Here is a 25,961-nt window from a genome sequence, read left to right as displayed (position 1 = left end):
GCACACAGCGCGACCGGAAGCGATCGGGCTGAACGGTTGCACGCCGAAATAAGCAGTTTCCATGCCAGAGCATGGCCGACAACTCCCGGCCCGCTTATGCCAGACGGCGCGGCATTCTCGCACATGGGCGTGCGAAATGGATTTCGACATACGCACCAGAATAGGTCAAATCTGCATTTGAGTGTCACCATATCGGTGCAAAAAAGAAAACACCGGGAATTTCGCACCATTTCTGTGCCTCCTACCGCGCCATGCCGCAGCACGCCCCGCGCCGCCTCGCCGGAACAGGCGCGGGTGGGCCCCTATGCAGCGTTCATGCGCTAGAGGCGGGCACGAACGACGCCGGCCCGCCCTACCCCGGCGCCTTACAAAAACAGGCCTTGGAGATCGTTCAGAAACCGGCGTCCGAGCTCGGTCGCCCGCAAGCGGGTCGGGTCTTCGTCCAGCAAACCCCGGTCGACGGCCTGGGCCAGCCGCTTGGCGATGACAGCCAGACTCAGGCCGGTCCGCTCCGGGAAGCTGCTCGCCGGCACGCCGTCGGTCAGACGCAGCGCGTTGAGCATGAACTCGAACGGCAGTTCCTCGGGGCCGACGTCGCGCGACTCCGCCAGATGGGAAACACCAGGGACCGGCGCCAGCAAGGCGTCCATCCAGGATTGCGGATTGCGCACACGCGCCTCGCGCACGATGCGGTCGTGGAAAGACAACTTGCCGTGGGCCCCCGGGCCTATGCCCAGGTAGTCGCCGAATTCCCAGTAATTGAGGTTATGGCGGCAACGGCCGCCGGGCCGCGCATAGGCAGAGACTTCGTAGTGCTCGTAGCCGGCCCGTGCCAGGCGGGCCTCGATCCGGTCCTGCATCTCGAACGCCGCATCGTCATCCGGCAGCGGCGGCGGATACTTGGCGAACACCGTGTTCGGCTCGAGCGTCAGGTGGTAGATGGACAGATGCTCCGTGCCGAACGAGAGCGCGGCCTCGACATCCGCCAGGCATCCCGCCACGGTCTGGCCCGGCAGCGCGAACATGAGATCGAGGTTGACCCGCTCGAAATGGCGCTGCGCGATGGCGATGGCTGCACGGGCTGCATGCCCATCGTGGATACGCCCCAGCGCCTGGAGGCTGGCGTCGTCGAAACTCTGGATGCCCAGCGAAATGCGGTTCACGCCGCTGGCGGCGTAATCGGCGAACCGGCCCGCTTCGACGGTACCGGGATTCGCCTCCATCGTGATTTCGGCATCGGGCAGCAGCGGCAACCTGGACCGCAACAATGCCAGCATGGCGTCCAGGGTGGCGGCCGACAACAGGCTGGGCGTACCGCCACCTATGAACACCGATATCACCTTCCTGCCCCATACCTGGGGCAGGCTCTGGTCGAGATCGGCCGTCAGCGCCTGCAGGTAGCGGTCCTCGGGCAGCTCGCCGGGAGCCGTGTGGGAGTTGAAATCGCAATAGGGGCACTTGCGCACGCACCACGGCACGTGCACGTAGACGGACAGGGGTGGCAAGCTCGTCAGGAGGCTGGCCCCGGGCGCGCCCGGCGTCGCCGCCCGGGGAACCTGGGCACCCTGCCCAGCCGGCCGGATCGCGATGGAACGAGGCATCAGAAGCCGTCCAACTTGCCTATGAGCACCGCCAAGGCCTGGGCCCGGTGGCTGACACGGTTCTTCTCGTCGGGCGAGAGCTCGGCCGCGGTCTTGCCCAGTTCGGGCAGGAAGAAATAGGGGTCGTAGCCGAACCCGCCGTCGCCCCGGGGGTGCTCCAGGACTTCGCCCCACCACAGTCCTTCGCCGATGAGAGGCTGCGGATCGTGGGCCGAACGCACGAGCACGAGCGCGGCGTAGTAGTAGGCCCTGCGGTCTGCGACGCCGCGCAGCCGCTCGACCACCAGCGCGTTATTGGCCGCATCCGATTTCTCGCCGCCATTGAGCGCGGCATAACGAGCCGAATAGACACCGGGTTCGCCGCCCAGCGCCGCGACGCATACACCGGAATCGTCGGCCAGTGCCGGCAGGCCGGTCAGCCTGCTGGCGTGCCGCGCCTTGGCCAGCGCATTCTCGATGAAGGTCGGATGCGGCTCCTCGGCCTCGGGCACGCCCAGGCTGCCCTGGGGCACCAGCTCGAAACCGCGAGGTGCCAGCAGGGACGAGAACTCGCGCAGCTTGCCGGCGTTGTTGGACGCCAGGACCAGTTTCCTCATCATCGTCGGTTCCCTCGCATCGACACGGCCATCAGCGGCCCGGGTACGGCTGGGCCAGGGCCTCGCGCTGCAGGCGTACGAGCTCGGCGATGCCGGCTTCCGCCAACCCGAGCAACGCATCCATTTCGCGGCGCGAAAACGGCACGCCCTCGGCCGTGCCCTGTACCTCGACATAGGCGCCGTTGCCCGTCATGACGACGTTCATGTCTGTTTCGCATTGGGAGTCTTCGGCATAGTCCAGATCGAGCACGGGCTGGCCTTGGTAAATACCGACCGACACGGCGGCCACATGGTCGCGGATGGGCGATGCGGCAAGCTCGCCCCGGGCCATCAGGAGCGCCACGGCATCGCTGGCGGCCACGAAGGCTCCCGTGATGCTGGCAGTGCGCGTGCCGCCATCTGCCTGGATGACGTCGCAATCCAGATGCAAAGTGCGTTCCCCCAGCCGTGAAAGATCGAAGACCGCCCGCAGGCTGCGGCCGATCAGCCGCTGGATTTCCTGGGTACGGCCGCTCTGCTTGCCCTTGGCCGCTTCGCGGCTGCCGCGCGTATGCGTGGCCCGGGGCAGCATGCCGTACTCGGCCGTGACCCAGCCCTGCCCCGAGCCTTTCAGGAAGGGCGGGACTTTGTCTTCCACGCTGGCGGTACAGATGACCTGCGTATCGCCGAACGCCACCAGCACCGACCCTTCGGCATGGCGCGTATAGCCGCGTTGCAGCGTCACCGTACGCAGTGCCGCCGGGCCGCGGCCGGACGGCCGGGCAAACGAAGGGGAAACAAGACTCATGGGAACTCCGTCGAAATCGATAGGCGAACCGGCACGAGCGTGCCGGAGGCCGCGCCGTGGCGGCCGGTTGCGGACATTGTACGAGCAAGGCCCCACGAACCGCCGACCGCGATTTATCATGCAGGCTCACGCCGACAGATGCACCGGCCCCGCCGCCACGACCGTCGGCCTACTCCACGTTATTCAAGGCCTCGCCATGATCCGTAGCATGACTGCATTCGGCGCCGCCCGCGCCGATACCGAGCACGGTTCGGTATCCATCGAACTGCGCAGCGTCAACAGCCGTTTCCTCGACCTGCATTTCCGCATGCCGGACGAACTGCGCGCATTGGAAGCCCCGCTGCGCGACATGCTGACCCGCGCCGTCGCGCGCGGCAAGGTGGAAGTCCGTGCCAGCATCCAGCGCCGTCTCAGCACCGACCCCGATTCCATCAATGTCGCCGCACTGGAACAGGCCGCCACCTTGTTCCGCAAGGTCCAGGCCGTCTTCCCCGACGCGCAGCCGCCCCGCTTGGCCGAGCTGCTCAGCTGGCCCGGCGTGCAGGCGGCCGAAGAATCGGAAGACACCTGGCGCGAAGCGGCGCTGCGTGCCGCCGGCGAAGCACTGACCCAGATGCAGGAGGCCCGCGACCGCGAAGGCGAACGCCTGGCCGCGATGATCGCCGACCGTGCCGCCGCGGTCGCCGCCATCGTGGCGGAGGTCGAAACGCGCCTGCCTCAACTGGTACAGGAGTATCGCGACCGGCTGGCGCGCAAACTGCGCGACACAGTGGAAGCGGCCTTCCCCGGCGGCTTCCAGCACATCCGCGGCGAAGAGCTCTCTGAACGCCTCGCGCACGAAGCCACGCTGTTCGGCTTGCGCGTGGACGTGGCCGAAGAGCTGTCGCGGCTGCACTCCCACCTGGACGAGCTCAAGCAGCTCATCGCCAAGGGCGGCGCCGGCAAGAAGGCCGACAAGGGTAGCGCCGGCAAGCGGCTGGACTTCCTTTTCCAGGAAATGAACCGGGAAGCCAACACGCTGGGTTCCAAGGCAGGCGGGCTGGAAGTGACCCGCGCGGCGATGGACCTGAAGCTGCTGATCGAACAGATGCGGGAGCAGGCGCAGAATATCGAGTAGACCGGCGCACCTGCTTGTCTGCCGGCAGGCCCGGACGCCCTAGCCGCCTTTGGCGCCATGGCGATCGACATGGCCGAGGTCCCGCCCCGGATCCAGCCGGTCCCGCACGCGCTGTTTGAGAACCTTGGCGTCCGGAAAACCGCCGTCCGCCTTGCGGTCCCAGATCAGATCGCCGTCGTAGCGTATCTGGAAAATACCGCCCGTGCCCGGTACCAGGGCCACTTGCCCGAGGTCTGTCCCGAACGTGGACAGCAGTTCCTGCGCCATCCAGGCAGCCCGCAACAGCCACTGGCATTGTGTGCAATACGTGATGGAAATTACCGGGGTTTGCATGGCGGCTCCTTGGTCATGGCGCAGGCAGCAGTGCATTCAGGCGAGCCTGCAGCAGCCGCGGAAAATGCGGCCGCCAGCGGGCATTGGCGGGCGAAGGATGCGGCAGCGGATGAAGGTGGACCGTGCGCGCCCGCCCTTCCCTGCGCAACGGCACGGCCAGGCTGGCTTCGTACTTGTCTTCGCGGCGCCAGAACGCGTGCAAGGCTTGCAGTTCGTCCCCCTGCAGTCCCATGGCAAACCATTCGAACGCCTCGTTGCCCAGCGTGACGATGTGGCTTCCTTCCCACTGCCGGCACAGGATGTCCGCGATCAAGGGCTGGAAACGCTGCCTGACGCCCGGCGGCCAGGCCTTGTTGTTGAGCGGCTTGTACGGCACGGTGCTGATCCAGAAAAAGGCCTCGCCCACCCGCAGCCCTTGCTGGAACGAATAGGCCATATCCGGTTCGAGATGCCTGAGCAGCCCGGCACGCAACAACTGGCCCGAGCTGCCGACGAACGGCTGTCCATGCTTGACTTCGTCGCCTCCGGGGTCCCGGCCAAAGAAACACAATGGCGCCTGCACCGGCCCAAGACCTAGAATAGGCGTGAGCGGATCGCGGCCCGCCGCAGCGTAGGCGTCGCGGTCAAGGCGATCCAGCCCGCTGGCGAGCCGGCGGAAATCGGCAAGTTGTTCGGCGTCCAGAAGCATATCGGGCAAGACGAAAACCGGAACGGCATTGTAGGCGTGGCCGGCTCGATGGAGGAAGCGCATGACCCAGGCAAAGGCCCCGTCGCGGGTACGCGTAGGCATAGGCGGATGGGTATTCGAACCCTGGCGCGGCAACTTCTATCCGGCGGGCCTGGCGCAAAGCCGCGAGCTCGACTATGCGAGCCGCCATGTCACTTCCATCGAAATCAACGGGACCTATTACGGCACGCAGAAGCCGGCCAGCTTCGCCCGCTGGCACGACGAGACGCCGGAGGATTTCGTCTTTGCGCTCAAGGGGCCCCGCTTTGCCACCAACCGGCGCGTGCTGGCCGAGGCCGGTCCCTCTATCGAGAAGTTCCTGGCCAGCGGCGTGGTGGAGCTCAAGGACAAGCTGGGGCCGATCAACTGGCAGTTCCCGCCCACCAAGAAATTCGATCCAGACGACTTCGGCGCCTTTCTATCCCTGCTGCCGGCCGAATACGAGGGACGTTCCCTGCGCCATGCGGTCGAGGTGCGCCACGAAAGCTTCGCCACGCCGGACTTCGTCGAACTGCTGCGCACGCATGGCGTCGCGGTGGTCATGGCCGACAAGGAAGGCGTGCCGCACTTGCACGACGTCACCGCGCCCTTCGTCTACGTGCGGCTGCAATCGGCCCGGGAAGACCGCAAGTCGGGCTACTCGCCGGCGGACCTGGACGCGTGGGCGGAACGGGCCCGCGCATGGGCCGCCGGCAAAGAACCTGCGGACTTGCCGCGATTGAGCGGCGCCATGCCCGGCCCGCCCAGAACCCGCGACGTGTTCGTCTACATGATCAACGGCTTCAAGCCCAAGGCGCCCGCCGCTGCGATGGCACTACTCGAGCGGCTGGGCTGAACCCGCCGGGCAGGCGCCGGGCCAGCGGCCGCCACGGGACCTGCTCGCGTATGGCGGGCAGGCCGCGCGACGGCACGCCCAGGTCAGAACACGCCGCCCACGCCCACGAAGGCGCCGACGCCATTGCCGCTGCCGGCCACGCCGCCTTCAACGCTCCATGCGCCGCTCGAGGCCGTATGGCGCAGGCTGATGCCGAGCGCGCTTTGGCCCTTGTAATTGGCCACATTGGCGGCATAGCTGAACTTGCCCGGGACGAACGGCGCCTGCCGCGCTGCCATCGCCGCCGCCGTGCCGGCATAGGCCTGCTTCTCGACGCGGTCCACCCGCTCGTTCAGGCCGCCCATGGACCGGTTGAACGAAGCCATTGCGCCCCGAAGCTGATCGACGTTGACTGCATCGTTGCCGGCACTGCCCGCGGCCACGCCGGTGATCTGACGGTTGCCCACGTTCAGTTCGCCCAACGAGGTTTGCGGTGCATCCAGGCCGTAGGCTTCGTAGCCTGACTGGGCGCCGCGATCGGCGACAGAGCCGGCGCCGAGCGCCACGCTGTTGCCGGCGCCGGCACGGGCATCGGTGCCGATAGCGACGGTGTTGTCGGCCGCCACATCGCGGCCCGCTCCATTGCCCAACGCCACGTTGCCACTGCCTTGGACCTTGAAGCCCGCCCCCATGCCGGTCGCGAGGTTGCCATCCCCCACCACGCCGCGGCCGGCCCCCAGCCCGCTCGCCTGGTTGTTGCTTCCCACCACGTCCGTGCCTGCATAGGCGCCCGTGGCGACGTTGTAGTCGCCCTGGACGTTCTGCCCGGCATTCATGCCACGCGCCTGGTTCGCGTCCCCGCTGACGTACTGGCCGGCGTTCTGCCCGTCCGCCTGGTTGCTGTTGCCGGTGACGTTGCGGCCGGCTTCCTGCCCATAGGCCTGGTTGGAATCGCCCGTGACGTTGCGCCCAGCGTTCGAACCCATGGCCTGGTTCTGGTTGCCGCGGGTGTCGGTGCCGGCCCAGAAACCGATGCCGCTGTTGTAGTCGCCCGTCACGTTCTGGCCCGCGCTGCGGCCGAAAGACTGGTTCCATCCGCCCTGGACGTTGGTCCCGGCGTAATAGCCGATGGCCTGGTTGGCGTTCTTTCCGCCGACGTTGGTGCCAGCCCCTTCGCCGATGGCCAGGTTCCAGTTTGTCGACACGTTATTGCCGGCGCCTTTGCCAAAGGCCTGGTTGACGTTGCCGGTGACATTGCGGCCGGCGTTGGTGCCGTAGGCATTGTTATCGGAACCGGTAACGCCCGTGCCTGCCCAGAATCCCACCGCGTTGTTGTAGTTCCCCGTGACGTTCTGGCCCGCGCTGCGGCCGATGGACTGGTTCCATCCACCCTGCACGTTCTGCCCGGCATTGAAGCCGATCGCCTGGTTGGCATTGCCGCCCGACACATTGGTGCCGGCGGCCTCCCCCACGGCCAGGTTCCAATTGGTGGATACGTTGTTGCCGGCATCCTTGCCTATGGCCTGGTTGTTGCTGCCGGTCACGCCGGTGGTGCCGGCGTTGGTGCCCATGCCGAGGTTATTGGTGGCCGGATCCCAGGCAACCGGCTGCGCTGCGCATACCGCCGAGACGGTACTCAGCGCCAGCGCCGCCACATAGGGCAGGACCACTGCCGACGGCGCCACCGTGCGGCGCGATTGACGATTTTTCATGTGCCGTCTCCCGCTTACGCGCCCAGGTGCAAAGCCATGGCGGGATCGCTCACGCCATGTTTGCCGGTCTCGACGCGCCCGGCGAACCGGCGCTCGAAGTCATCGCCCTTGACCGTGAAGTCGTACCAGCAGCCGCTGTCGGCGAGCTCCCAGTGCTGTTCGGCCTGCCCGCCCGCGGGCGCCTCGAGCGTCCAGGGGCCGTCGCTCCTGTAGGCGTTGGCCACGATGCTGACCTGGGCCGGCGCCGTGCCGCCGTTGTGCACCTTGGCATAGACGTTGCCGTTCTGCGCGTCGTAGCACACTTGCACTTCGGGTTTGGCAGCAGCCGCGGCATGCCGCCCGGCATTGCCCTGGAAGACGCGCACGAAGCCGTTGGTGCTGTAGACCCACAGGTCATAGTCGCCGCCGTCGTCGGCGGTAGCCCAGGTGTCCTCCAGCATCTTGCCCGCTTCGACCGTGTAGCGGCGCGGGATCAGGTCCAGATGGTTCTTGTCGTACACATGGAACACCGCGCCGACCGTGCCGGTGTTGCTGAACAACAGCCGCACTACGCCGCCCGCCTCGATGCGCGCGCTGGTGTGCAGCTCATAAGGCAAGGCACGCGAGTAGCGCACGCCAGTCTCCTGGAACAGCGGCTGCGGCGTGGCGGGTGGCTCGGCCTTGGGCATGGCTTTCTGCTGTGCCTCGAGCTCGGCGAAGTTGCTCATGTCGGGCAGCTCGGGGAAGGACGGATCGTTGGGCGCGGCGAAATCGAAGGCGGCGGTCAGATCGCCGCACACCGCGCGGTGCCAGGGACTGATCGCATCGATCGTAATGTCGAAGCGCTTCTCCAGGAAGCGGCCGACCGAGGTGTGGTCCAGCGCTTCGGAACATACCCATCCGCCGCGGCTCCACGGCGAAATGACATACATGGGCACGCGCGGGCCCAGGCCCCACGGACGGGTGGTGCCGGATATCGTGTCCTCGGCCTTGAGATACTTGCGCGCGGGATCGTAGAAGTATTCGCCGTCCAGCGGCACGGTGGACTTGCCCATCAAATTGCCCTCGGCGTCGTAAGACGGCACGGCGGGCGGAGGCAGATGGTCGAACAGGCCGTCGTTTTCGTCGAAGGTCATGAAAAACACGGTCTTGCTCCACACCTCGGGATTGGCGGTCAGCGCATCCAGAACCTGCGAGATGTAGTCGGCGCCCTGCGCCGTGCTGCCCCCGCCACTGGGATGCTCGGAAACCGCCGGCCACGGCAGTACCCACGAGACCTCGGGCAGCGTGTCGTTGCGGACATCTTCCGCCAGCCGCTCCAGGCTGAAATGCGACATGCCCTTCTCATACAGGGGATCGCCCGGCTTCGACTCGCGGAAGCTCTGGAAGGCAAGCCCGCCATGCATGGCGCCGGTCCAGTTGTTGTTGGGATCCTGGTAGATGCGCCAGCTCACGCCCGCCTCTTCCAGCACGTCGGGGATGGTCTTCCACTTGAAGGACGAACCCTGGTAGGTATATCCCGGTGTAGGCAGTGCACCCGTGATCCAGCAACGCAGGTTGTTGGGCTCGGAGTCGGAATCGGTACAGTTGATGCCGAGGCGGCCGAGCTCGGGATTGAAGTTGGAACCGGACCAGAAAACGATGCGGTTGGGGTCGGTGCCCGTCGTGATGGAGCAGTGGTAGGCGTCGCAAATGGTGAACGCTTCGGCCAGTGCGAACTGGAACGGCAGGTCCTGGCGCTTGTAGTAGCCCATGGAGTAAGGCAGCTTGTGCTTGGCCCATTCGCCGAACTTGCCCTGGTTCCAGGCCGCCTGCGCGTCCGAGAAGCTGTGCGGCGTCCCGGGCACGAAGATGGCGTTCATCGTTTCCTTGTCCAGGTGGTACGGCGGGACTTCCTTCGTGCCGTCGGACTGATACCACACGGACTTACCGCTTTCGAGCGGGATCGGGAACCGGTCGCCGAAGCCGCGCACGCCTTTCATGGTGCCGAAGTAATGATTGAACGCACGGTTTTCCTGCATGAGGATGACGATGTGCTTGACGTCCTTGATGGTGCCGGTTTCCACCGCGGCAGGAACTGCCAGCGCGCGCTGGATGGACAACGGCAAGGCGGCCAGGGCGGAAGCGGCACCCATGGTGCCGGCGGATTTGCGCAGGAAGTCGCGGCGCGACAAAGAAGACGGAGTATTCGACATGGCGGGTCTCGGATGGGAAAAATGAAGAAACGGCGTCTTTACGGCGCGCAGCGCAGCGATACCTTCGGAGGCTCGGGGTCACCCGGCGTGCCAGGCGCGGGAGTGTCCGACGGCCCGTCATCGCCGCCGCCACAGGCGGCCAGGGACAAGCTCAGCAGCAGGCCAACGAGCATCGCGCGGCCATACGGCAGGATTCGTTCTTTCATGAGTTAGCTCCGTGGGGTGACGAAAAGAGTGCGCGTACTGGGTACATGGCATGGATCGCCGGCGTACCGCGCCCGGCGGGAAACGGCGCCAGATTAGAGAGCCGATGTGACAGATAAATGAATATTGCTCATTTTGATTTAGGCTACATATTGAAATAAACTCAAATACCCGCCGCTCTCCCTACATGCCTTTGCGCGCCTTTTTCATGACCGCTCCCCGCTTCCCGACCAGCGTCGGCACCACGCCTGCGCACGACGCCCAGCCCGCCTGGCTGGCCGCACACGACCATTTCCTGCTGGATCTGGACGGCACCCTGGTGCGCGAAAACGAAGTGATGGAGGGCGCGGCCCAGTTGCTGGACCGCCTGGGGAGCCGCTACGTGGTGGTGTCGAACAATTCGACCGATACCGCCCGGGGCCTGGCGCGCCGGCTGTCGCGGCAAGGGCTGCGCATACCGGCCGACAGGCTGGTCCTGGCCGGGCAGCTCACCATCGATTTCCTGGCGTCGACGCGTCCGCACGCACGCCTGCAGTTGCTGGCGTCGCGCGGGCTGCGGGACTATGCCCGGCGGCTGGGCTGCACGCTGGTGGATGAACGCCCGGACCTCGTGGTGCTGGCCCTGGACAAGCACTTCAGTTTTGCCAAGCTGAACGCGGCAGCGAATGCGGTCGCGCGGGGGGCGACGCTGATCGCCGCCAATCCCGACCTGTATCATCCCGGCCCCGGCAACCTGCGGATACCGGAAACCGGCGCGCTGCTGCGCGCGGTCACGGCGTGTTCCGGCGTGCTACCGGAGCTAGTGGTCGGCAAGCCCGAGAAGATGCTGTTCGCCGAAGGGCTGCGCCGCCTGGGCGCTCGGCCCGAAAAAACGCTGGTGATCGGCGACAACCCGGCTACCGATGCGCAAGGCGCGACACGGCTGGGGATGCGTTATCTGCTGCTGGGGAGCGGACCGCTGGCCGATGCGGCCTCGCCGGCAGGCCTGCTGGCCCTGGACCGGCCGGGGCACGCGCAGCTTGCGCAAGGCGCGCAAGCTCTACCCCAACTCAATACCGCTTGATCGACAGTACGCTGGAAGTGTGGCGGAGCGTCTCGACCGCGTTGTCGTAGTCGCTCAATGCCAGGCATGCGATCAGGACGTCGATGATGGCGAGCTGCGCGAGGCGGCTGGTCATGGCTTCGGTCCTGAAGCGCGTTTCGCGCGCCATGGTGAACAGCAGCACGTCGGCAAAGGCCTGCAACGGCGACTTGCCGAAGTTGGTGATGCAGATGGTTCGGGCACCGGATTCCTTGGCCAGCCGCGTAGCCGCGACGGTTTCGTGCGTGCTGCCCGAATGCGAGATCGTCAGCGTCGCCACCGAGGGTCCGGCCAGCGAAGCGCTGATCGCCTGCACATGCGAATCGACCACCGCCTTGACGTTCATGCCGATACGCAGCATGCGGTACTCGGCATCCTCGGCGATCGGCGCGGCGCTTCCTATGCCGTAGATTTCCACGCGCTCGGCTGCGCGCAGGTAAGCCACCGCCTGCTGGATGGCGTCGGCATCCAGGGCCGCGCCGGTGTCGTGCAAGGTCTGGATATTGCTCTGGAAGATCTTGCTCATGACCGTGGCGGTACTATCGCCCGGGTCCAGGTCCTCGTGGATGATTTGCACCGGCTGCACGATTTCCTGCGCCAGCAGGATCTTGAGCTGCTGGAAGCCGGTGGCCCCGAGGCTTTTGCACAGCCCTACCACGCTGCCCTCGCTGGCGCCCGTGCGCTCGGCCACCTCGCTGACCGACATGTGCACCACTTCCTGCGGATACTGCACGATGAAATCCGCTATACGCTGCGCGGCCGGACCCAGCGACGGGCTGATGCTCTTGATACGCGAGAGCACCGCCGAGATGGACGCGCTGGTCTTGGTTCGGCTCACGGCTGCCCTCCTGTTTTGTCCAGGCGCCGCAATTGCACCTGCATTTCCTTGGCTGCCTGTACGCTGCCCTTGGCCGTCGCTGCCTCGATCCCGGCGTGCCAGGCTGCACGAGCCTCGTCCTTGCGGTCCAGCGCGAGCCAGGCCTTGCCGAGCTGTTTCCAGGCCGCGGCATAGCCGCGATCCAGCTCCACCGCCCGCTGCAAGTGCTCCACCGCGGCCGAGGCTTCGCCCTCCTCCAGGTAGAGATTGCCGAGAGTGAGCCGCAACAGCGCGCTGTCCCGGCCGGCGGCGATCATCTTCAAAAAGCTTTCCTTGTCCATGACTGGCCTTCATGCCAAAAAAAGAAGCGCCGGCGCGGCGTGCGCCAGCGTAGGGGCATGAAGCCAGGATAGCGCGAAGCCGGCGGTTTTGCTCAGTACCGCTCGGGCACCATCATGTTCGCCGGCACCGGACGGCGGATGTAGTCCTCATGGCGCACGCGCTGGGGCAGCTCGATGTGGGGATGTTCGATATCGTGATAGGGAATCAGGCCGAGCAGGTGGTGGATGCAATTGAGCCGGGCCTTCTTCTTGTCGACGGCTTGCACGACCCACCAGGGCGCCTCGGGAATATGCGTGCGCTCCAGCATGATTTCCTTGGCGCGCGTGTAATCCTCCCAACGCCGCCGCGACTCCAGGTCCATCGGGCTCAACTTCCACTGCTTGAGTGGATCATGGATGCGTCCCAGGAAGCGCAGGTGTTGTTCCTCGTCGGTAATCGAGAACCAGTACTTGACGACCTGGATGCCGGACCGCACCAGCATGCGCTCGAACTCAGGGACCGAGCGGAAGAATTCTTCGTATTCATCATCGGTACAGAAGCCCATGACCCGCTCGACCCCGGCGCGGTTGTACCAACTGCGATCGAACAACACGATCTCGCCGGCCGCCGGCAGGTGCGACACATAGCGCTGGAAATACCACTGCGTCCGCTCGCGGTCATTGGGCGCGGGCAGCGCCGCCACCCGGCATACGCGCGGATTCAGGCGCTGGGTAATGCGCTTGATGACGCCCCCCTTGCCCGCGGCGTCCCGCCCCTCGAAGATGATGACGATCTTGTGGCGGGTGTGCAGCACCCACTCCTGCAGCTTCACCAGTTCGGTCTGCAGGCGAAACAGTTCGCGGAAGTAAAGTCGGCGCGCATCGCGGTCGTGCCCGATGCGGGACGGCTGCCCCTGCTCGTCACGCTCGTCGTCCTCGATCTCCATCTCCAGCTCTTCATCGTAGCTGTCGATCAGGTCGCGGTAGATGCGCTGTATCAGTTCTTCCTGGTCGGAAATCGGCGGATAGCTCATAGGACGGGAGAAGTGGGGCCAACATCCGCCTTTTTGCTACATCGACATGACATGCTTATGACGCGCGCAGGCGCCCATCAATGCACCCGGCCGAACCACCATAGCGAAAGCAGGCCGGAGCACACCGCCAGCAATGCCCCCAAGGCGGTAAACAAGGCCGTGATCTCGACGACATCGCGCTTGTCGAACGCCAGGCGCGTGCTCAGGGTGCGGTAGACCTGCTTCAACTCGCCGGCATCCTCCGCGCGGAAGTATTGCGCGCCCGTCATGTCCGCCACTTTCTTGAGCACGTCCTCGTCCAGCCGCACCCGCATGGACCAGCCGTCGGCCGACAGCGTCGCGCCTTCCGGCGTGCCTACCCCCACGGTGAATATCCGCACCCCGTATCCGGCCGCGACTTCGGCGGCCTTGATGGCATCGGGACCCGTGTTGTTCTGCCCGTCCGACAGCAGGACGACGGCGCCGGCGGGATAGGATCCGGGCGCTGCCGCTTCCGCCTTGCCCGCCGCCGACAGGTTGGGCGGAGCCGGGGAACGGCCGCCCCCACCTTCCAGAAAACGCTCGACGTCGATGCCGGCGTTGGGCAGCAGCGTCGCCAAGGCGATGATCAGCCCGCTGCCCAGCGCCGTGCCGCGCTGGGGTTCCAGGCGCTCGATGGCGGCAATGATGTCCTCCCGCTTGCGGGTCGGCGACTGCACCACCGCGGCAGCGCCCGCGACGGCAACGACCGATACGCTGACGTTGGCGGGCTGTTCCTCGACGAATTGCTTGGCCGCCTGCTGGGCGGCGTAGATCCGCGTGGGCTTGATGTCGTCGGCCCGCATGCTGCCGGACATGTCCATGGCCAGGACCACGGTTTCCAGGCGGGACGGCAGCATCATCAAGGCCTGCGGCCGGGCCATCGCCGCAATCAGCACGGCCAGTCCGGCCAGCAACAGCATGGGTGGCAAATGGCGGCGCCACCGCGACAGCCGCAAGCCTGCGCCGACGACGTCGAGCGCGGGATAGCGTACGGCCATGCGCTGGCGGCGGCGGTCCAGGCGCCAGTAGAGCAGGCCCAGCAGCGGCACCGCGACGAGGAACCACAGCATCTGGGGCCACAGGAAACTCAAGGCAGGCAGGTTGGCCATGATGGTCGTCCGGTGGTGATGTCAGATATCGCGACGGGCCCACGGCCCGTTCAGCCCGCCGACGAGCTGGCTGCGCCGCCTCCTGAGCCGCATGAAATGCAGCAAGGCTTCGTCCAGCCGCTCGTCGGTCGCCAGTTCCAGACAGTCGACGCCCGCTTCCGCCAGCGCCTGCCGCAAAGCGGCTTCCCGCTGGTCGGCAGCAGCGGCGAAGCGCCGCCGGAATCCCGAGTCATGGGTATCGACGAACAACTGCTCGCCGGTCTCGGCGTCCTGCAGCACCACCAGCCCCAGGTCGGGCAAGGCCTGCTCCAGCGGATCGTACAAGCGGACGGCAATGACTTCATGGCGCTGAGCCAGCACGCCTAGCGGCCGTTCCCAGCCCGGGGCACTGATGAAATCCGACACCACGAACACCACCGACCGCCGCCCTATGGTGGAAAGCGCCCGCTGCAGCAGGTCGGCCAGGCGCGTTTCGCCGGACTTGCCATCCGCGTGCATCGCGCCGATGCGGTCCATGACATGCAGCACGTGCCGGCGGCCGGTGCGCGCGGGGACGGCGCCCTCCTCCTTGCCTCCGTACAGGATCGCGCCCACCCGGTTACCGTAGCGGGTCAACAGCCGAGCCAGCACCGCCACGAAGCTCGTGAGCACGGTACGCTTGCGCACGCCCCCCGAGCCGAAATCGACCGACCCGGAAAGATCCAGCAAGAACCAGGCCGACACCTCGCGGTCTTCCTGGAACTCTCGCACGTGGGGGGCTTGCAGGCGCGCCGTCACGTTCCAGTCGATGTGACGGACATCGTCGCCGGCCTGGTATTCGCGCAAGTCGGCGAGGTCGAGCCCGAATCCCCGGAACAGCGTGCGGTAGTCGCCCTGCAGCGCGCCGTCGAGCCGGCGTATGACCGTCCACTCGAGGCGGGTAAGCAGTTCCTCCGCGTCGATCTTGGCTAGCCCGGGTGGCGGCGCCGCGTCGTTGGCCGGCACCTCCCGTCTATTGAACCGCCGCAACCCGAACATGCGTATCCAATGGCCGCTCAGGGGCCGGCAAGGTTTGAAGGATGCGCCGGATGATCTGGTCCGCGCCCATCCCTTCGGACAAGGCCTCGTACGAAAGCACCAGCCGGTGCCGGAGTACGTCGGGAATCAGGTCGACCACGTCCTCGGGCAAGGCATAGTGACGCCCCCTCAGGAAGGCCAGCGCACGGGCGCCTTCGATGAGGCTGATGGTCGCGCGCGGGCTGGCGCCGAAGGTAAGAAAGCGTGACAGGTCCGAGAGCCCATAGGCCTCGGGACGGCGCGTGGCAGCGACGATCTTGACGGCGAACTGGACCAGCCCGGGGTCCACGTAGACCTTGCGGCATTCCGCCTGCAGCTGCGTCAGGTGCTCGGTGACGGCTACCGGCTGCACTTGCACGGGCGGCCCGGTCACGCGGTCGACGATGACGAATTCTTCTTCCTCGCTCGGATAGCCGACGATGACTTTCATCATGAAACGATCGACCTGCGCTTCGGGCAGCGGGTAGGTGCCTTCGGTTTCGATCGGGTTCTGCGTCGCCATCACCAGGAAAGGCGACGGCACCTTGTGCGTCTCGCCGGCAATGGTCACCTGCCGCTCTTGCATGACCTCGAGCAGCGCGCTCTGCACTTTCGCCGGTGCGCGATTGATCTCGTCGGCCAGCAGCAGGTTGGTAAAGACAGGCCCCAGCACGGTAGAGAAGTCGCCCGTACGCTGGTTGTACATGCGGGTCCCGATCAGGTCGGCCGGCAGCAGGTCGGGCGTGAACTGGATCCGCTTGAAGGAGCCCCGTATGGTCTTGGCCAGCGTATTCACGGTCAAGGTCTTGGCCAGGCCAGGCACGCCCTCTACCAGCAAGTGTCCCTGCGCCAGGATGGCGACCAGCACCCGTTCCAGGAAGTGGTCCTGTCCCACGACCACGCGCTTGACCTCGTATAGCAGCCGCTCCATCAGATTGGCGCTGTCTATGGCACTCATCGGTTTTTCGTTCATGGGAGTCCTGTCCTGGTTCAGAAGGGGGGCATGCCCACCGCGCTGCCGGCGCTTTCGATCGTGGTGGCAAAGCCGATACCGACGAACGTGCCGGCGTCGGTGGGATTCAGGATGGCAGTGACGATGCCGACGACCTCGCCGTTCATGTTCACCAGCGGGCCGCCGGAATTACCGGGATTGGCCGCCGCATCGAATTGGATCAGGCGCGTCAGTACGTGCTTGCCCTCGGCGGACACGAACTCCCGGTTCAGGCCCGAGACCACGCCGGAGGAAACCGAAGGCCCGATGCCAAACGGAAAACCCACCGCGACGACTTCGTCGCCCGGCGCCAGGTCCAGGCTGGATCCGAGCGTGGCAGCGGGCAAGTCGTCCGGTATCGATTTGGCGCGGATGACCGCCAGGTCCTTGTCCGGCTGGATGGCCACGACCTCGGCATCGGCCTCGTAGCCGTCGAAGAAGGTCACCTTCAGGCGCTTTGCGCCGGCGATCACGTGGAAGTTGGTCAGAATCACGCCGTTGTCCACGATGACGACACCGGACCCCACGCTGCCTTCGTGCTGGGGTGCATTACCTTCGTCGTTCTTGGCCTCCGGCTTGTCCTGGCCGCGCGGCTTGCCCGTCTTGGGCTTGGCGCCGTCCTGCGGTGGCGTCTTCTTGGATCCGCCTTCGGTGGAAGCCGCCTCTTCATGATCGAAACCGCGTATCAGCACCACGGATTGACGCACCGCTTCGGCCGCCTTGGCCGGCCGCGAAGGCAAGCTCTTGTGTTCGAGCGTGTGCAGGACGGCGGCATCGATGTCGTCCTGGGTCAATTGAGTTTGTTGGGGTTGCAACAAAACGAAAACGAGGCCCCCGGCGAGCACGAGCAGCGCAAGACCGAAGAAAGCATGCCTGTAGCGGACGGCCCAGTCGCGCATGCGCCTTGCCCTGCCGGGCTGGTCGGTAGCGCCGTGATCCGGCTGCGGTTCGGCCGCGGCAGCGCGCGGCCTGGTAGTCCTGCTGTATAAGGCAACCCGTTTCATCACTACCGTCCAGCTTGGAGTTCGTCACGGAGTGCGGCCACGTGGCCAACGCCCGGGACCGCCGCCGGACGGTCCCCGCAAGATACATGCCCCCCGATTTTATGCAGACAACGGCGGGGGCCCCCGGTTCAACCGCTCCGGGCCTGCGAAAATAAGGTAACACTTAAACGGCGGGGGCGCGCGGATACCTTTACCGCCGGAAGGGTTCATGGGCATACTAAAGCCACCCGTTGCACATCCCGCGCGCCAAGGAGCACTCATGCGGTTTCTCTGGCCCGACCTTCTCTGGCTGCAGCTCCTTCTCCCCCTGCTCGTAGCCCTCTACTTCTACGCCTTGGCGCGTCGGAAGAAGGCCGCCATACGCTACGCCAGCCTGAGCCTGGCCAAGGCCGCCATGGGGCCGGGCCAGCGGTTGCGCCGCCACATCCCGCCCCTGCTGTTCCTGCTTGCCACGGGAGCGGCCCTCCTTGCCTGCGCCCGCCCCACCGCGACGGTGACGTTGCCTACCGATACGCTTACCGTGGTGCTGGCCGTCGATGTCTCGCGCAGCATGCAGGCGGCCGACATTGCGCCCAACCGGCTGGTGGCCGCGCAAATGGCGGCCAAACGCTTCATCTCCGAACTACCGTCGAACGTCCGGCTGGGCATCGTTTCCTTCGCCGGTACGGCGGCCGTGGTGCAGACGCCGACCGACAACCGGCAGGACATGGTCGACGCCATCGACCGTTTCCAGCTCCAGCGAGCCACGGCAACCGGCAGCGGCCTGATCCTGGCGCTGTCCATGCTGTTTCCGAATGACGGCATCGACCTGGAATCCGTCATTTTTGAAACGCCGTCCGCCCGCGCCGGCCGGCGTGCGGTCCCGCTCGACCAGGCCGCCGAGGCCGCGAAGAAGAAGCAGAAGCCGCTCCAGCCCGTGCTGCCGGGGTCGTACACGTCCGGTACCATCATTCTGCTGAGCGACGGGCGGCGCACGACCGGTCCCGATCCGCTGGATGCCGCCCGCATGGCTGCCGAACGGGGCGTGCGCGTCTATACAGTGGGGTTCGGCACACAACAAGGCGCCCCCATCGGCGACGAAGGCTGGTCCTTCTTCGCCCGGCTGGACGAACCTACGCTACGCGCGATCGCGCAGATGACTGGCGGAGAGTACTTCCTGGCCAGCTCCGAAGCGGACCTCAGCTCGGTCTACCGCAATCTGAATGCCAAGTTCTCAATGGAGCGCAAGGAAACGGAGCTGAGCGCTCTGCTGAGCGCGGCCGCCGCCATCCTTCTGACGATGGCTTGCGTGCTGTCCCTGCTGTGGTATCCGCGCACCCGCTAGCGGCCTCCTTCAACCGCTTGTCAGCAGGTTGCAATACCGGCCCGATATAAATCGAGGCCATGAACCTCGCGATCATCGGCGCCGGCTACGTCGGCCTAGTTACCGGAGCCTGCTTGGCGGATGTGGGTAACCGCGTCGTCTGCGTAGAACGCAACAGCGAACGGCTGGATGTCCTGCGCCACGGCGGCGTGCCGTTCTTCGAACCGGGCCTGGCCGAACTGGTCGCGCACAACGCGCAAGCCGGCCGCCTGAGCTTCACCGACGATCTCGCCTCGGCGGTGCATCGCGCCGAGATTGTCTTCATTGCAGTGGGGACTCCAGCCGACGAAGACGGCTCCGCCGACCTGGGCCACGTGCTGGAAGCCAGCGCCGCGCTGGGCCGGACGATCAGCCGGGACATGGTCGTCGTGATCAAGTCCACGGTCCCGGTCGGGACCTGCCATCGCGTACAAGCCGTCATCGACCAGGAGCTTCGTGCCCGCGGCGTCGATTGGCGCATAGCGATCGCTTCCAACCCCGAGTTCCTCAAGGAAGGCAGCGCGGTCGACGATTTCCAGCGTCCGGATCGCATCGTGATCGGCACGGAAGATCCGGAGGCGCTGCGGCTGATGGCCGCCCTCTATGCCCCCTACAACCGCAACCGCGACCGCTTGATCCACACGGACGTGCGCTCGGCCGAATTCACGAAGTACGCCTCCAACGTCATGCTGGCCACCCGCATTTCGTTGATGAATGAACTGGCCCGGATCGCGGAAAAAGTCGGTGCGGACATCGAGGCGGTACGTCATGGCACGGGTGCCGACCCGCGTATCGGCCATCATTTCCTCTATGCCGGCGTGGGCTACGGCGGATCGTGTTTTCCCAAGGATATCCAGGCGCTGGCCCGGCTTGCCGCCGACCATGGCGAATCGACGCCGCTGCTGCACAGCGTTCAGCGCGTCAACGAGGAACAGAAACGCGTGCTGGCCACCAAAATCCGGCAACACCTGGGCACGTCGCTGAAAGGCCGCTGCATCGCCCTATGGGGGCTCGCCTTCAAGCCCAATACGGACGACATACGCGAAGCGCCCAGCATCGCGCTGGTACGCGAGCTACTGGCCGATGGCGCCACCGTACGGGCTTATGACCCGGCGGCGGCCGAGAACGCCCGCCGGGCCATCGACCATCCCGGCCTGACCATCGTCCCCACGGCATGGGACGCGTGCGAAGGCGCCGACGTACTTGCGGTGGTCACCGAATGGCGGGAGTTCAAATCGCCGGACTTCCACGGGCTGGCCGCACTGCTCAAATGCCGTGCCATTTTCGACGGGCGCAATCTATACGATCCCGACTACGTCGAATCCTGCGGACTGGCCTACTACGGCATCGGACGCGGTGGGCGGCGGGTCCGGTCCGGGTCGGCCGAAACGGACGCTTACGCCGTCATGACGGGCTACTGGTGACGGTCTTGGCAGCGCGCCGCACTTCTCGCCCGCCCGCCGCCTGCTCGGCCAGGATCCGATCCAGTTCGACGTCCCACGAGGGCGGATCGGAAAAACGCTGCGCCAGAAAATCGAGCAGCGTGCGCAAGGTCAACGGCATGTGCTTGCGCGACGCGTAGACGCCATACAAGGCCATTTCACGCGGCGGAAACTCAGGCAGCAACACCCGCAAGCGTTCGGCGCCGACCAGGCCCGGTAACGCATAAGTGGGCAGCATCGCGACCCCCGCGCCGCATACCGCGGCCTCTACGAGGGCCGCCACTTCGTTGGAACTGATGTTGCCGCTCACGGCGACGGAAACCGGCTCGCCCGCGCGGACAAAATGCCACAGGCTCTTGCCTGTACAGGAATGCGTAAGACAGTTGTGCAGGGCCAGGTCTTCCAGGCGGCCCGGACCGCCTTGCCGGCGCAGGTAGTCGGGCGAGGCGCACAACACGGAACGGCAGACCGCCAGCCGGCGCGCGATCAAGTTGGGATCGAGCTCATTGGCTACGCGCAGGGCAAGATCGATGCGCTCGTCCACCAGATTCACCGTACGGTCGACCATGACCATGTCGACCGCCACATCGGGATAGGCCCGCGTGTAGTCCACGATGGCCGAAGCCAGATGGGTCTGCCCAAAGGATGTGCGGGCCGTGACCCGCAAGACCCCCCTGGGCGTGTTGTCCGGACTGGCGACAGCGGCCCGCATGTCGCCTTCGAGCTCCAGCATCTGGCGGCAACGCGTCAAGACCTCTGCCCCGGCGGGCGTCAGGCTCAGGCGCCGTGTCGTGCGGTGCAGCAGGCGGGCGCCGACCCATTCTTCCAATTCGGCCAGGTAGCGCGACACGGCGGGGCGCGACAACGCGAGCGCGTCGGCCGCGGCCGACTGGCTGCCCCGGTCTACCACTTGCACGAAGACCCGCATCGCGTTCAACCTATCCATGGTCTGCTCGATCGTGGCAACAAACAATTGCCGATTCTACGGTTTTTATTATCGTTTTTTGAAACTATTCTGGCGTGGTGCAGCAAACCGGGCGCCGCGCGCGCCCCTGGGCGGAACCATGGCACCAACCCGGCTTCATTACATCTACGACCCGCTATGCGGCTGGTGCTACGGCGCCGCGCCGCTGGTGGCGGCGGCACGCGAACGGTTTCCCATCATCGCCCACGCGGGCGGCATGATGGCCGGCCCGAACCGGCAACCCGTCAGCGAGCGGCTACGCCACTATGTCATGCCGCACGACCGGCGTATAGCGGCGCTCACCGGCCAGCCCTTCGGCGAGCCGTATTTCGACGGACTGCTGCGCGACCACGGCGCCGTCTTCGACTCCGAACCGCCCATCACCGCCATCCTGGCGGCCCACGAGATCGCCGGGCCCGGCCGCGATCTCGACATGCTGGCGCGTATCCAGCACGCCCACTATGCCGAAGGCCGCCGCATCGCCGATCCAGAGATACTGGCCGAACTGGCAGCCGGGATCGGGCTGGAAGCGCCGGCTTTCACGGCCACGTATGCCAGGCTCGAAGGGCAACCCACGCGTGCGCACATCGCGGAAAGCCGGGCGCTGCTCGCCCACGTAGGCGGCCAGGGCTTTCCGACCTTTGCGCTGGAGCACGAAGGCCGGCTGCATGTACTGGACACCGGGCGCTTCCTCGGCCGCGTCGATGAATGGCGTGAACGGCTCGCCGACATCTCCAACCTGCCCGCGCGCACGCCGCCTTCCAGCGCCCAGGGCGAGCCGGCCGCCGAAAGGCACTAGCGTCGCCCCTGGGGTTGCGCACGTTGCGCTCCGGCCGCCCGCGCGGCCTGAGCGCATCAACCCGCGCGAAGACTCAGGTGGCGGGCCAGGAACGCCTCCATGGCGGTATAGAACTCGAACTGGTTTTCCTCGTTGTGAAAACCGTGTCCTTCGTTCTCTTTGACCATGTACTCAACCTCTACGCCGCGCCCACGCAGCGCCGCCACGATCTGGTCGCTCTCGTCCTTGTTGACGCGCGGGTCCCGCGCGCCTTGCGCCACGAACAGCGGCGTCTTGATGCGATCCACGAAGAAGACGGGTGAGCCATCATGCAGCAGTTGCTCGTCCCGCTCGGGATCGCCCACCATCTCGTGCATGGAATCGAGGAACGGTTTCCAGTACGGCGGGATGGTGTTCATGAATGTAAAGAGGTTCGATACCCCCACATAGTCCACCGCCGCAGCGTACAGGTCAGGGGTGAAGGCGATGCCCGCCAAGGTGGCATAGCCGCCGTAGCTGCCGCCATAGATCGCGATCCGGGCGGGATCGGCAATGCCTTCGCGCTTGAGCCATGCCACCCCATCGGTGATGTCGTCCTGCATCGCCCGCCCCCACTGCTTGAACGACGCCTCCCAGAACTTGCGCCCGTATCCGGTCGAACCGCGGAAATTCATCTGGAAGACGGCATAGCCCCGGTTGGCGAGGAACTGGACTTCGGGGTTGTAGCCCCATGTATCGCGCGCCCATGGCCCCCCGTGCGGATGCACGATGACCGGCAGGTTGCGCGGCGTGACGCCCACCGGCAGCGTCAGGTAACCGTCGATTTTCATGCCGTCGCGGGCGGTATAACGCACGGGCTTCATGGGCGCCATGTCGCGTTCCAGCAGCCAGGGCTGGATATCCCCGAGCTTGGTCAGCTTGCGCGAGACGCTGTCGTACAAATAGCGCGCGCCTTGCGTCCGGTCGTTGTACGCGGCCACGACGAAGCGGGTTTCGTCGCGTGTCTCGCTCTGCAGCGCCACCTCGTAGCCTCGCAACCGGCTCTCGAGGTCGGCGTAGATCTCGGCTGTCGCCGCATCGAGCACGTGTCGGTGCGGCTTCCAGGTGACGTACCCCACTTCGGTCAGCACCTTGCGGCGATGCGAGTAGGCCAGCCCCGACACGTCGACCTCGGGATGCTCGAATAGCAGCCGGCCCTCGCGCGCGGTGTGCGGATCGAACTCGAACAGCGCGGCCTTGTCGCGTCCGCGATTGGAGCTGACGTAGATCCGCTTGTTGTCGAAGGTGAAGAAAAGCGGCGCCACCGTTTCCTTGAAATCCGTGGTCAGTATCGGACGGAATGCCTCCGCTTCGGTATCGCGATAGAGCAAGGTGTTATTGACGCCATCGGTGGCCACGGCAAGCCGCAGCCGGCCATCGTGATCGGTGGCCCAGCCGGTGATGTTGCCCGGATTCTCGGCGATCAGCTGCGCTTCGCCGGTGGCCACGTTGACCCGGAAAACGTCGAACACTTCCCTATCGCGCTGGTTGTGCGAGAGCAGCACGTGCGCATCATCGTCGACGAGATCGTCCACCACGTGGGCCCGCACGCCCTCGTAAGGGGTCAGGTCGGTGGGCGGCGTCTCGCCATCTATCGGAACGGACAGCAGGTGGAAGTTCTCGTCGCCGCCGAAATCCTTGATGTAGAGGATATGGCCGGGACCTTTCCAGAAGAACCCGCCTACGTCGCGCTCGCTTTCGCGCGTCAGGGTCCGTTGCGGTCCGGTCGGTACCCCGTCATCGTCGAGTGCCTGGACGTGCACGTTCTGGCGGCCCTCGGCCGGCGCCAGAAAAGCCAGGTGCCGGCCATCGGGCGAAATGCGGTAGGACGAGCGTTCCGGTTTCCGGAAGAAGTCGCGCACGTCATAACGCTTGACGAGCGGTATGGCGGAAGATGAGGTGGAAGTCATGGCGCGATCCGCGATCAAGGAGAACGAATGGCGAACATATCACAGGGGTAGCCGGCGCTCCGCCGCCATCTCCGCCACACTTGGCAGCATTATGTTTCAGTCCGGCGGAACGCCTGGGCGGTTCAGCACTCCAATCGGATATCGGCGGCCGTTCCGTAGCGGCCGGGTGCCTCGCCGGCACCCGCGGAGTAGGCGAATGCCGCGCCGGTTGCTAGGATGGCGATCCGAATGCCGTCCGCACAGGGAGAACACATGCACGACTCGCGTCCCGTTTCAACCCTCCGTACGCCGGCCCTGTCCCGGCTCCGCCTGGGCTGGCTGGCCAGCTGGCTCGTCGCGCTCGCCTTGGCGGCATTCGCCGCTACGCAGGCTCGCGCCCAGACGACACCCAGCCCGCAAGACCCGCCGGACGTCATGGTCCAGAAGGCGGCCAACAACGTACTCGAGCGCATACGCAAGGACCAGGAACTCAAGTCCGGTTCGCCCGAGAAGATCAACCAGGCCATCGACGAACTGATCATCCCTTACGTCGATTTCGAGAAAACCACCCGGCTGGCCGTAGGCCGCTACTGGCGCGACGCCACGCCCGACCAGCGCACGGCCCTGGTACGCGAATTCCGCAATATGCTGGTGCGGACCTACGGCGGCTCGGTCTCGGCCATTACGCCGCAGGCCAAGGTAGAAATGCGCCCCTTCCGCGCCGAACCCGACGCCACCGACGTCGTCGTGCGGACCACGGTCACCGACGGCCAACGCGACCCTATTCCCGTCGATTACCGCCTGGAGAAAACCGACCAAGGCTGGAAAATCTACGACTTGAACGTCCTGGGCGTCTGGTTCATCCAGAACTACCGTAACCAGTTCTCGTCCATCGGCTCGCAAGGCGGCGTCGACGCGATCATCAAGGCGCTCGCCACGCGTAACCAAAAGATGGAGACCCCTCCTGCACGCTAAGGGGCTGGCCCGGAACCGGGGCATGCGGATCCGGCTTTGCCGGTCCGCCAGTGCCGCCCGGGAGGCCGGCCGCTTTGGGGGCGGCCGGCGGCGCACCATGCCGGGCGCGCGAAGCGCGTAGGGGGTAGCTTTGGTATCCTAGTATCTTTGCGCCCGACTTTTCATGCCTCCACGCGCCGGTAATGTATTCATGGTCGTCGCTCCCAGCGGCGCCGGCAAGTCCAGCCTTGTCAACGCCCTGCTCCAGGCGCGGCCGGACATCCGCTTGTCCGTTTCCTGCACCACCCGGCCGCCCCGCCCGGGCGAGACCGACGGCAAGGAATACCACTTCGTCTCCGTGGCGGCCTTCGAGAAGATGCAGCACGAAGACGCGCTGCTCGAGTGGGCGGAAGTCCACGGCAACTACTACGGCACCCCGCGTGACTGGATCGAGCGCCAGACGCAGGCAGGCAACGACGTGTTGCTGGAAATCGACTGGCAAGGGGCACGGCAGGTCCGCGCCAAGTTCCCCGATGCGATCGGCATCTTCATCCTGCCGCCCTCCATCGAGGCCCTGGAGGCGCGGCTGAACCAGCGGGGCCAGGACGAACCTCACGTGATCGCGCGCCGGCTGCTGGCGGCGGGGGGAGAGTTCGCGCATGCCCCCGAATTTGAATATGTTATTATTAATCAAGACTTTAGCGCAGCCTTGGCCGATTTGACGACTATCGTTACCGCCGCCAGGCTGCGTTTTCGTTCGCAGGCAGCGCGGCATGCCGACCTGTTCTCGCAACTGGGCATTCCGCAAACGCCCGCGTCGATGTGAATATCGCGTGATGACGCGTTGATTTCAGGGGTATTTATGGCTCGTATCACCGTAGAAGACTGCTTGAAGCAAATTCCCAACCGGTTCAAACTGACTTTGGTGGCGACGTACCGCGCTCGCCAGCTGGCGCAAGGCCACGCCCCCAAGCTCGACACCAAGGACAAGCCGACCGTCACCGCGCTGCGGGAAGTGGCCAGCGGCGTCACCGGACTGGAAATGCTGAAAAAGGTCCCCACCTGATTTTCAAGGC

At 65.8% G+C, this 25,961-nt stretch carries 26 protein-coding genes; 9 read left to right on the top strand and 17 right to left on the bottom strand.

Going from position 1 to position 25,961, the window contains the following annotated elements; translation table 11 throughout:
* Positions 1-365 precede the first annotated feature (365 nt).
* Genes hemW through rph form a run of 3 tightly spaced genes read right to left on the bottom strand, consistent with a single transcriptional unit; the run spans position 366 to position 2,984 of the window.
* On the bottom strand, positions 366-1,601 hold the full coding sequence (gene hemW, locus QHC78_RS05200; RefSeq protein WP_319742825.1) for a radical SAM family heme chaperone HemW: 1,236 nt from the start codon (positions 1,599-1,601) through the stop codon (positions 366-368).
* A complete protein-coding gene (gene rdgB / locus QHC78_RS05195; RefSeq protein WP_319743456.1) occupies positions 1,601-2,197 on the bottom strand; it encodes an RdgB/HAM1 family non-canonical purine NTP pyrophosphatase in 597 nt (198 codons plus the stop codon). Before rdgB ends, hemW begins: the two co-directional genes overlap by 1 nt.
* A 31-nt stretch (positions 2,198-2,228) precedes the next feature.
* Positions 2,229-2,984 (bottom strand): ribonuclease PH, encoded by a 756-nt coding sequence (gene rph / locus QHC78_RS05190; protein ID WP_319742824.1) that lies wholly within the window; start codon positions 2,982-2,984, stop codon positions 2,229-2,231.
* Positions 2,985-3,180: 196 nt separating this feature from the next.
* On the opposite strand from rph, the gene QHC78_RS05185 reads away from it, so the two are divergent.
* On the top strand, positions 3,181-4,101 hold the full coding sequence (locus QHC78_RS05185) for a YicC/YloC family endoribonuclease (RefSeq protein ID WP_319742823.1): 921 nt from the start codon (positions 3,181-3,183) through the stop codon (positions 4,099-4,101).
* Positions 4,102-4,140: 39 nt separating this feature from the next.
* On the opposite strand, the gene QHC78_RS05180 is transcribed toward QHC78_RS05185, so the two are convergent.
* Both QHC78_RS05180 and QHC78_RS05175 read right to left on the bottom strand, forming a co-directional pair.
* Positions 4,141-4,434, bottom strand: coding sequence for an Rdx family protein (locus QHC78_RS05180; protein WP_319742822.1), 294 nt, complete (start codon positions 4,432-4,434; stop codon positions 4,141-4,143).
* A gap of 13 nt (positions 4,435-4,447) precedes the next feature.
* Complete coding sequence (locus tag QHC78_RS05175) at positions 4,448-5,122, bottom strand: uracil-DNA glycosylase family protein (protein WP_319743455.1); 675 nt, start codon at positions 5,120-5,122, stop codon at positions 4,448-4,450.
* 61 nt (positions 5,123-5,183) lie between these two features.
* Here QHC78_RS05175 and QHC78_RS05170 point away from each other — a divergent pair, with 61 nt between their 5' ends.
* Positions 5,184-5,996: a DUF72 domain-containing protein gene (locus tag QHC78_RS05170; protein WP_319742821.1), complete on the top strand. Its 813-nt coding sequence runs from the start codon at positions 5,184-5,186 to the stop codon at positions 5,994-5,996.
* A gap of 83 nt (positions 5,997-6,079) precedes the next feature.
* On the opposite strand, the gene QHC78_RS05165 is transcribed toward QHC78_RS05170, so the two are convergent.
* The 3 genes from QHC78_RS05165 to QHC78_RS05155 are packed head-to-tail and all read right to left on the bottom strand — an operon-like array spanning position 6,080 to position 10,067.
* Entirely contained in the window at positions 6,080-7,687 is a 1,608-nt protein-coding gene (locus QHC78_RS05165) for a YadA family autotransporter adhesin (RefSeq protein WP_319742820.1), read from the bottom strand.
* A gap of 14 nt (positions 7,688-7,701) precedes the next feature.
* Positions 7,702-9,861: a phosphocholine-specific phospholipase C gene (locus QHC78_RS05160; RefSeq protein ID WP_319742819.1), complete on the bottom strand. Its 2,160-nt coding sequence runs from the start codon at positions 9,859-9,861 to the stop codon at positions 7,702-7,704.
* A gap of 38 nt (positions 9,862-9,899) precedes the next feature.
* Positions 9,900-10,067, bottom strand: a complete 168-nt coding sequence (locus QHC78_RS05155; RefSeq protein ID WP_319742818.1) for a hypothetical protein — start codon at positions 10,065-10,067, stop codon at positions 9,900-9,902.
* A 206-nt stretch (positions 10,068-10,273) separates the two neighbouring features.
* On the opposite strand from QHC78_RS05155, the gene QHC78_RS05150 reads away from it, so the two are divergent.
* The gene (locus tag QHC78_RS05150) at positions 10,274-11,128 is read left to right on the top strand and encodes an HAD-IIA family hydrolase (RefSeq protein WP_319742817.1); all 855 of its coding nucleotides are present in this window, start codon (positions 10,274-10,276) and stop codon (positions 11,126-11,128) included.
* On the opposite strand, the gene QHC78_RS05145 is transcribed toward QHC78_RS05150, so the two are convergent.
* The 7 genes from QHC78_RS05145 to QHC78_RS05115 form a co-directional block, all read right to left on the bottom strand.
* A complete protein-coding gene (locus QHC78_RS05145; RefSeq protein WP_413816416.1) occupies positions 11,115-11,984 on the bottom strand; it encodes a MurR/RpiR family transcriptional regulator in 870 nt (289 codons plus the stop codon). The two genes, QHC78_RS05150 and QHC78_RS05145, sit on opposite strands and share 14 nt — an antisense overlap.
* On the bottom strand, positions 11,981-12,280 hold the full coding sequence (locus QHC78_RS05140) for a tetratricopeptide repeat protein (RefSeq protein ID WP_319743453.1): 300 nt from the start codon (positions 12,278-12,280) through the stop codon (positions 11,981-11,983). Before QHC78_RS05140 ends, QHC78_RS05145 begins: the two co-directional genes overlap by 4 nt.
* Positions 12,281-12,396: 116 nt before the next feature.
* Entirely contained in the window at positions 12,397-13,317 is a 921-nt protein-coding gene (gene ppk2, locus QHC78_RS05135; RefSeq protein ID WP_319742816.1) for a polyphosphate kinase 2, read from the bottom strand.
* A gap of 77 nt (positions 13,318-13,394) precedes the next feature.
* Entirely contained in the window at positions 13,395-14,447 is a 1,053-nt protein-coding gene (locus QHC78_RS05130) for a VWA domain-containing protein (protein ID WP_319742815.1), read from the bottom strand.
* A 21-nt stretch (positions 14,448-14,468) separates the two neighbouring features.
* Positions 14,469-15,464: a DUF58 domain-containing protein gene (locus QHC78_RS05125; protein WP_319742814.1), complete on the bottom strand. Its 996-nt coding sequence runs from the start codon at positions 15,462-15,464 to the stop codon at positions 14,469-14,471.
* Complete coding sequence (locus tag QHC78_RS05120) at positions 15,439-16,455, bottom strand: AAA family ATPase (RefSeq protein ID WP_319742813.1); 1,017 nt, start codon at positions 16,453-16,455, stop codon at positions 15,439-15,441. The genes QHC78_RS05125 and QHC78_RS05120 overlap by 26 nt, the downstream gene beginning before the upstream one ends.
* A 17-nt stretch (positions 16,456-16,472) precedes the next feature.
* A complete protein-coding gene (locus tag QHC78_RS05115; RefSeq protein ID WP_319742812.1) occupies positions 16,473-17,477 on the bottom strand; it encodes a S1C family serine protease in 1,005 nt (334 codons plus the stop codon).
* Positions 17,478-17,736: 259 nt separating this feature from the next.
* Between QHC78_RS05115 and QHC78_RS05110 the strand changes: the two genes are divergently transcribed.
* Complete coding sequence (locus tag QHC78_RS05110) at positions 17,737-18,801, top strand: VWA domain-containing protein (protein ID WP_319742811.1); 1,065 nt, start codon at positions 17,737-17,739, stop codon at positions 18,799-18,801.
* A gap of 59 nt (positions 18,802-18,860) precedes the next feature.
* Entirely contained in the window at positions 18,861-20,243 is a 1,383-nt protein-coding gene (locus tag QHC78_RS05105; RefSeq protein WP_319742810.1) for a UDP-glucose dehydrogenase family protein, read from the top strand.
* Here QHC78_RS05105 and QHC78_RS05100 read toward each other — a convergent pair.
* Positions 20,224-21,207, bottom strand: a complete 984-nt coding sequence (locus QHC78_RS05100) for a LysR family transcriptional regulator (RefSeq protein WP_319742809.1) — start codon at positions 21,205-21,207, stop codon at positions 20,224-20,226. The genes QHC78_RS05105 and QHC78_RS05100 overlap by 20 nt on opposite strands.
* A gap of 118 nt (positions 21,208-21,325) precedes the next feature.
* Here QHC78_RS05100 and QHC78_RS05095 point away from each other — a divergent pair, with 118 nt between their 5' ends.
* Positions 21,326-22,024, top strand: a complete 699-nt coding sequence (locus QHC78_RS05095; RefSeq protein WP_319742808.1) for a DsbA family protein — start codon at positions 21,326-21,328, stop codon at positions 22,022-22,024.
* Positions 22,025-22,080: 56 nt separating this feature from the next.
* Here the strand turns inward: QHC78_RS05095 and QHC78_RS05090 are convergent, their stop codons facing one another.
* Positions 22,081-23,952 carry a S9 family peptidase gene (locus QHC78_RS05090; protein WP_319742807.1) on the bottom strand — a complete coding sequence of 624 codons (1,872 nt, stop codon included), beginning with the start codon at positions 23,950-23,952 and terminating at the stop codon, positions 22,081-22,083.
* 252 nt (positions 23,953-24,204) lie between these two features.
* Here QHC78_RS05090 and QHC78_RS05085 point away from each other — a divergent pair, with 252 nt between their 5' ends.
* The 3 genes from QHC78_RS05085 (at position 24,205) to rpoZ (ending at position 25,951) form a co-directional block, all read left to right on the top strand.
* Positions 24,205-24,906: an MlaC/ttg2D family ABC transporter substrate-binding protein gene (locus tag QHC78_RS05085; RefSeq protein WP_319742806.1), complete on the top strand. Its 702-nt coding sequence runs from the start codon at positions 24,205-24,207 to the stop codon at positions 24,904-24,906.
* A gap of 163 nt (positions 24,907-25,069) precedes the next feature.
* On the top strand, positions 25,070-25,711 hold the full coding sequence (gmk, locus tag QHC78_RS05080) for a guanylate kinase (RefSeq protein WP_319742805.1): 642 nt from the start codon (positions 25,070-25,072) through the stop codon (positions 25,709-25,711).
* 36 nt (positions 25,712-25,747) lie between these two features.
* Positions 25,748-25,951 carry a DNA-directed RNA polymerase subunit omega gene (gene rpoZ, locus QHC78_RS05075; RefSeq protein ID WP_319742804.1) on the top strand — a complete coding sequence of 68 codons (204 nt, stop codon included), beginning with the start codon at positions 25,748-25,750 and terminating at the stop codon, positions 25,949-25,951.
* Positions 25,952-25,961: the final 10 nt, after the last annotated feature.

The sequence above is a fragment of the Pigmentiphaga sp. genome (assembly GCF_033795525.1).
Taxonomy (GTDB): Bacteria; Pseudomonadota; Gammaproteobacteria; order Burkholderiales; family Burkholderiaceae_B; genus Pigmentiphaga.
This window is presented reverse-complemented; position numbering and strand designations above follow the sequence as displayed.

Bases quoted from the DNA above. Each gene is read 5' to 3' on its own strand.
- rpoZ (WP_319742804.1), top strand. From the start codon at position 25,748: ATGGCTCGTATCACCGTAGAAGACTGCTTGAAGCAAATTCCCAACCGG.
- QHC78_RS05095 (WP_319742808.1), top strand. From the start codon at position 21,326: ATGGCACCAACCCGGCTTCATTACATCTACGACCCGCTATGCGGCTGG.
- rdgB (WP_319743456.1), bottom strand. From the start codon at position 2,197: ATGAGGAAACTGGTCCTGGCGTCCAACAACGCCGGCAAGCTGCGCGAG.
- QHC78_RS05115 (WP_319742812.1), bottom strand. From the start codon at position 17,477: ATGAAACGGGTTGCCTTATACAGCAGGACTACCAGGCCGCGCGCTGCC.
- QHC78_RS05170 (WP_319742821.1), top strand. From the start codon at position 5,184: ATGACCCAGGCAAAGGCCCCGTCGCGGGTACGCGTAGGCATAGGCGGA.
- QHC78_RS05150 (WP_319742817.1), top strand. From the start codon at position 10,274: ATGACCGCTCCCCGCTTCCCGACCAGCGTCGGCACCACGCCTGCGCAC.
- QHC78_RS05125 (WP_319742814.1), bottom strand. From the start codon at position 15,464: ATGTTCGGGTTGCGGCGGTTCAATAGACGGGAGGTGCCGGCCAACGAC.
- QHC78_RS05090 (WP_319742807.1), bottom strand. From the start codon at position 23,952: ATGACTTCCACCTCATCTTCCGCCATACCGCTCGTCAAGCGTTATGAC.
- QHC78_RS05085 (WP_319742806.1), top strand. From the start codon at position 24,205: ATGCACGACTCGCGTCCCGTTTCAACCCTCCGTACGCCGGCCCTGTCC.
- QHC78_RS05110 (WP_319742811.1), top strand. From the start codon at position 17,737: ATGCGGTTTCTCTGGCCCGACCTTCTCTGGCTGCAGCTCCTTCTCCCC.
- QHC78_RS05160 (WP_319742819.1), bottom strand. From the start codon at position 9,861: ATGTCGAATACTCCGTCTTCTTTGTCGCGCCGCGACTTCCTGCGCAAA.
- QHC78_RS05105 (WP_319742810.1), top strand. From the start codon at position 18,861: ATGAACCTCGCGATCATCGGCGCCGGCTACGTCGGCCTAGTTACCGGA.
- QHC78_RS05130 (WP_319742815.1), bottom strand. From the start codon at position 14,447: ATGGCCAACCTGCCTGCCTTGAGTTTCCTGTGGCCCCAGATGCTGTGG.
- QHC78_RS05120 (WP_319742813.1), bottom strand. From the start codon at position 16,455: ATGAACGAAAAACCGATGAGTGCCATAGACAGCGCCAATCTGATGGAG.
- QHC78_RS05165 (WP_319742820.1), bottom strand. From the start codon at position 7,687: ATGAAAAATCGTCAATCGCGCCGCACGGTGGCGCCGTCGGCAGTGGTC.
- QHC78_RS05100 (WP_319742809.1), bottom strand. From the start codon at position 21,207: ATGGATAGGTTGAACGCGATGCGGGTCTTCGTGCAAGTGGTAGACCGG.
- rph (WP_319742824.1), bottom strand. From the start codon at position 2,984: ATGAGTCTTGTTTCCCCTTCGTTTGCCCGGCCGTCCGGCCGCGGCCCG.
- QHC78_RS05175 (WP_319743455.1), bottom strand. From the start codon at position 5,122: ATGCTTCTGGACGCCGAACAACTTGCCGATTTCCGCCGGCTCGCCAGC.
- QHC78_RS05155 (WP_319742818.1), bottom strand. From the start codon at position 10,067: ATGAAAGAACGAATCCTGCCGTATGGCCGCGCGATGCTCGTTGGCCTG.
- gmk (WP_319742805.1), top strand. From the start codon at position 25,070: ATGCCTCCACGCGCCGGTAATGTATTCATGGTCGTCGCTCCCAGCGGC.
- QHC78_RS05140 (WP_319743453.1), bottom strand. From the start codon at position 12,280: ATGATCGCCGCCGGCCGGGACAGCGCGCTGTTGCGGCTCACTCTCGGC.
- ppk2 (WP_319742816.1), bottom strand. From the start codon at position 13,317: ATGAGCTATCCGCCGATTTCCGACCAGGAAGAACTGATACAGCGCATC.
- hemW (WP_319742825.1), bottom strand. From the start codon at position 1,601: ATGCCTCGTTCCATCGCGATCCGGCCGGCTGGGCAGGGTGCCCAGGTT.
- QHC78_RS05185 (WP_319742823.1), top strand. From the start codon at position 3,181: ATGATCCGTAGCATGACTGCATTCGGCGCCGCCCGCGCCGATACCGAG.
- QHC78_RS05180 (WP_319742822.1), bottom strand. From the start codon at position 4,434: ATGCAAACCCCGGTAATTTCCATCACGTATTGCACACAATGCCAGTGG.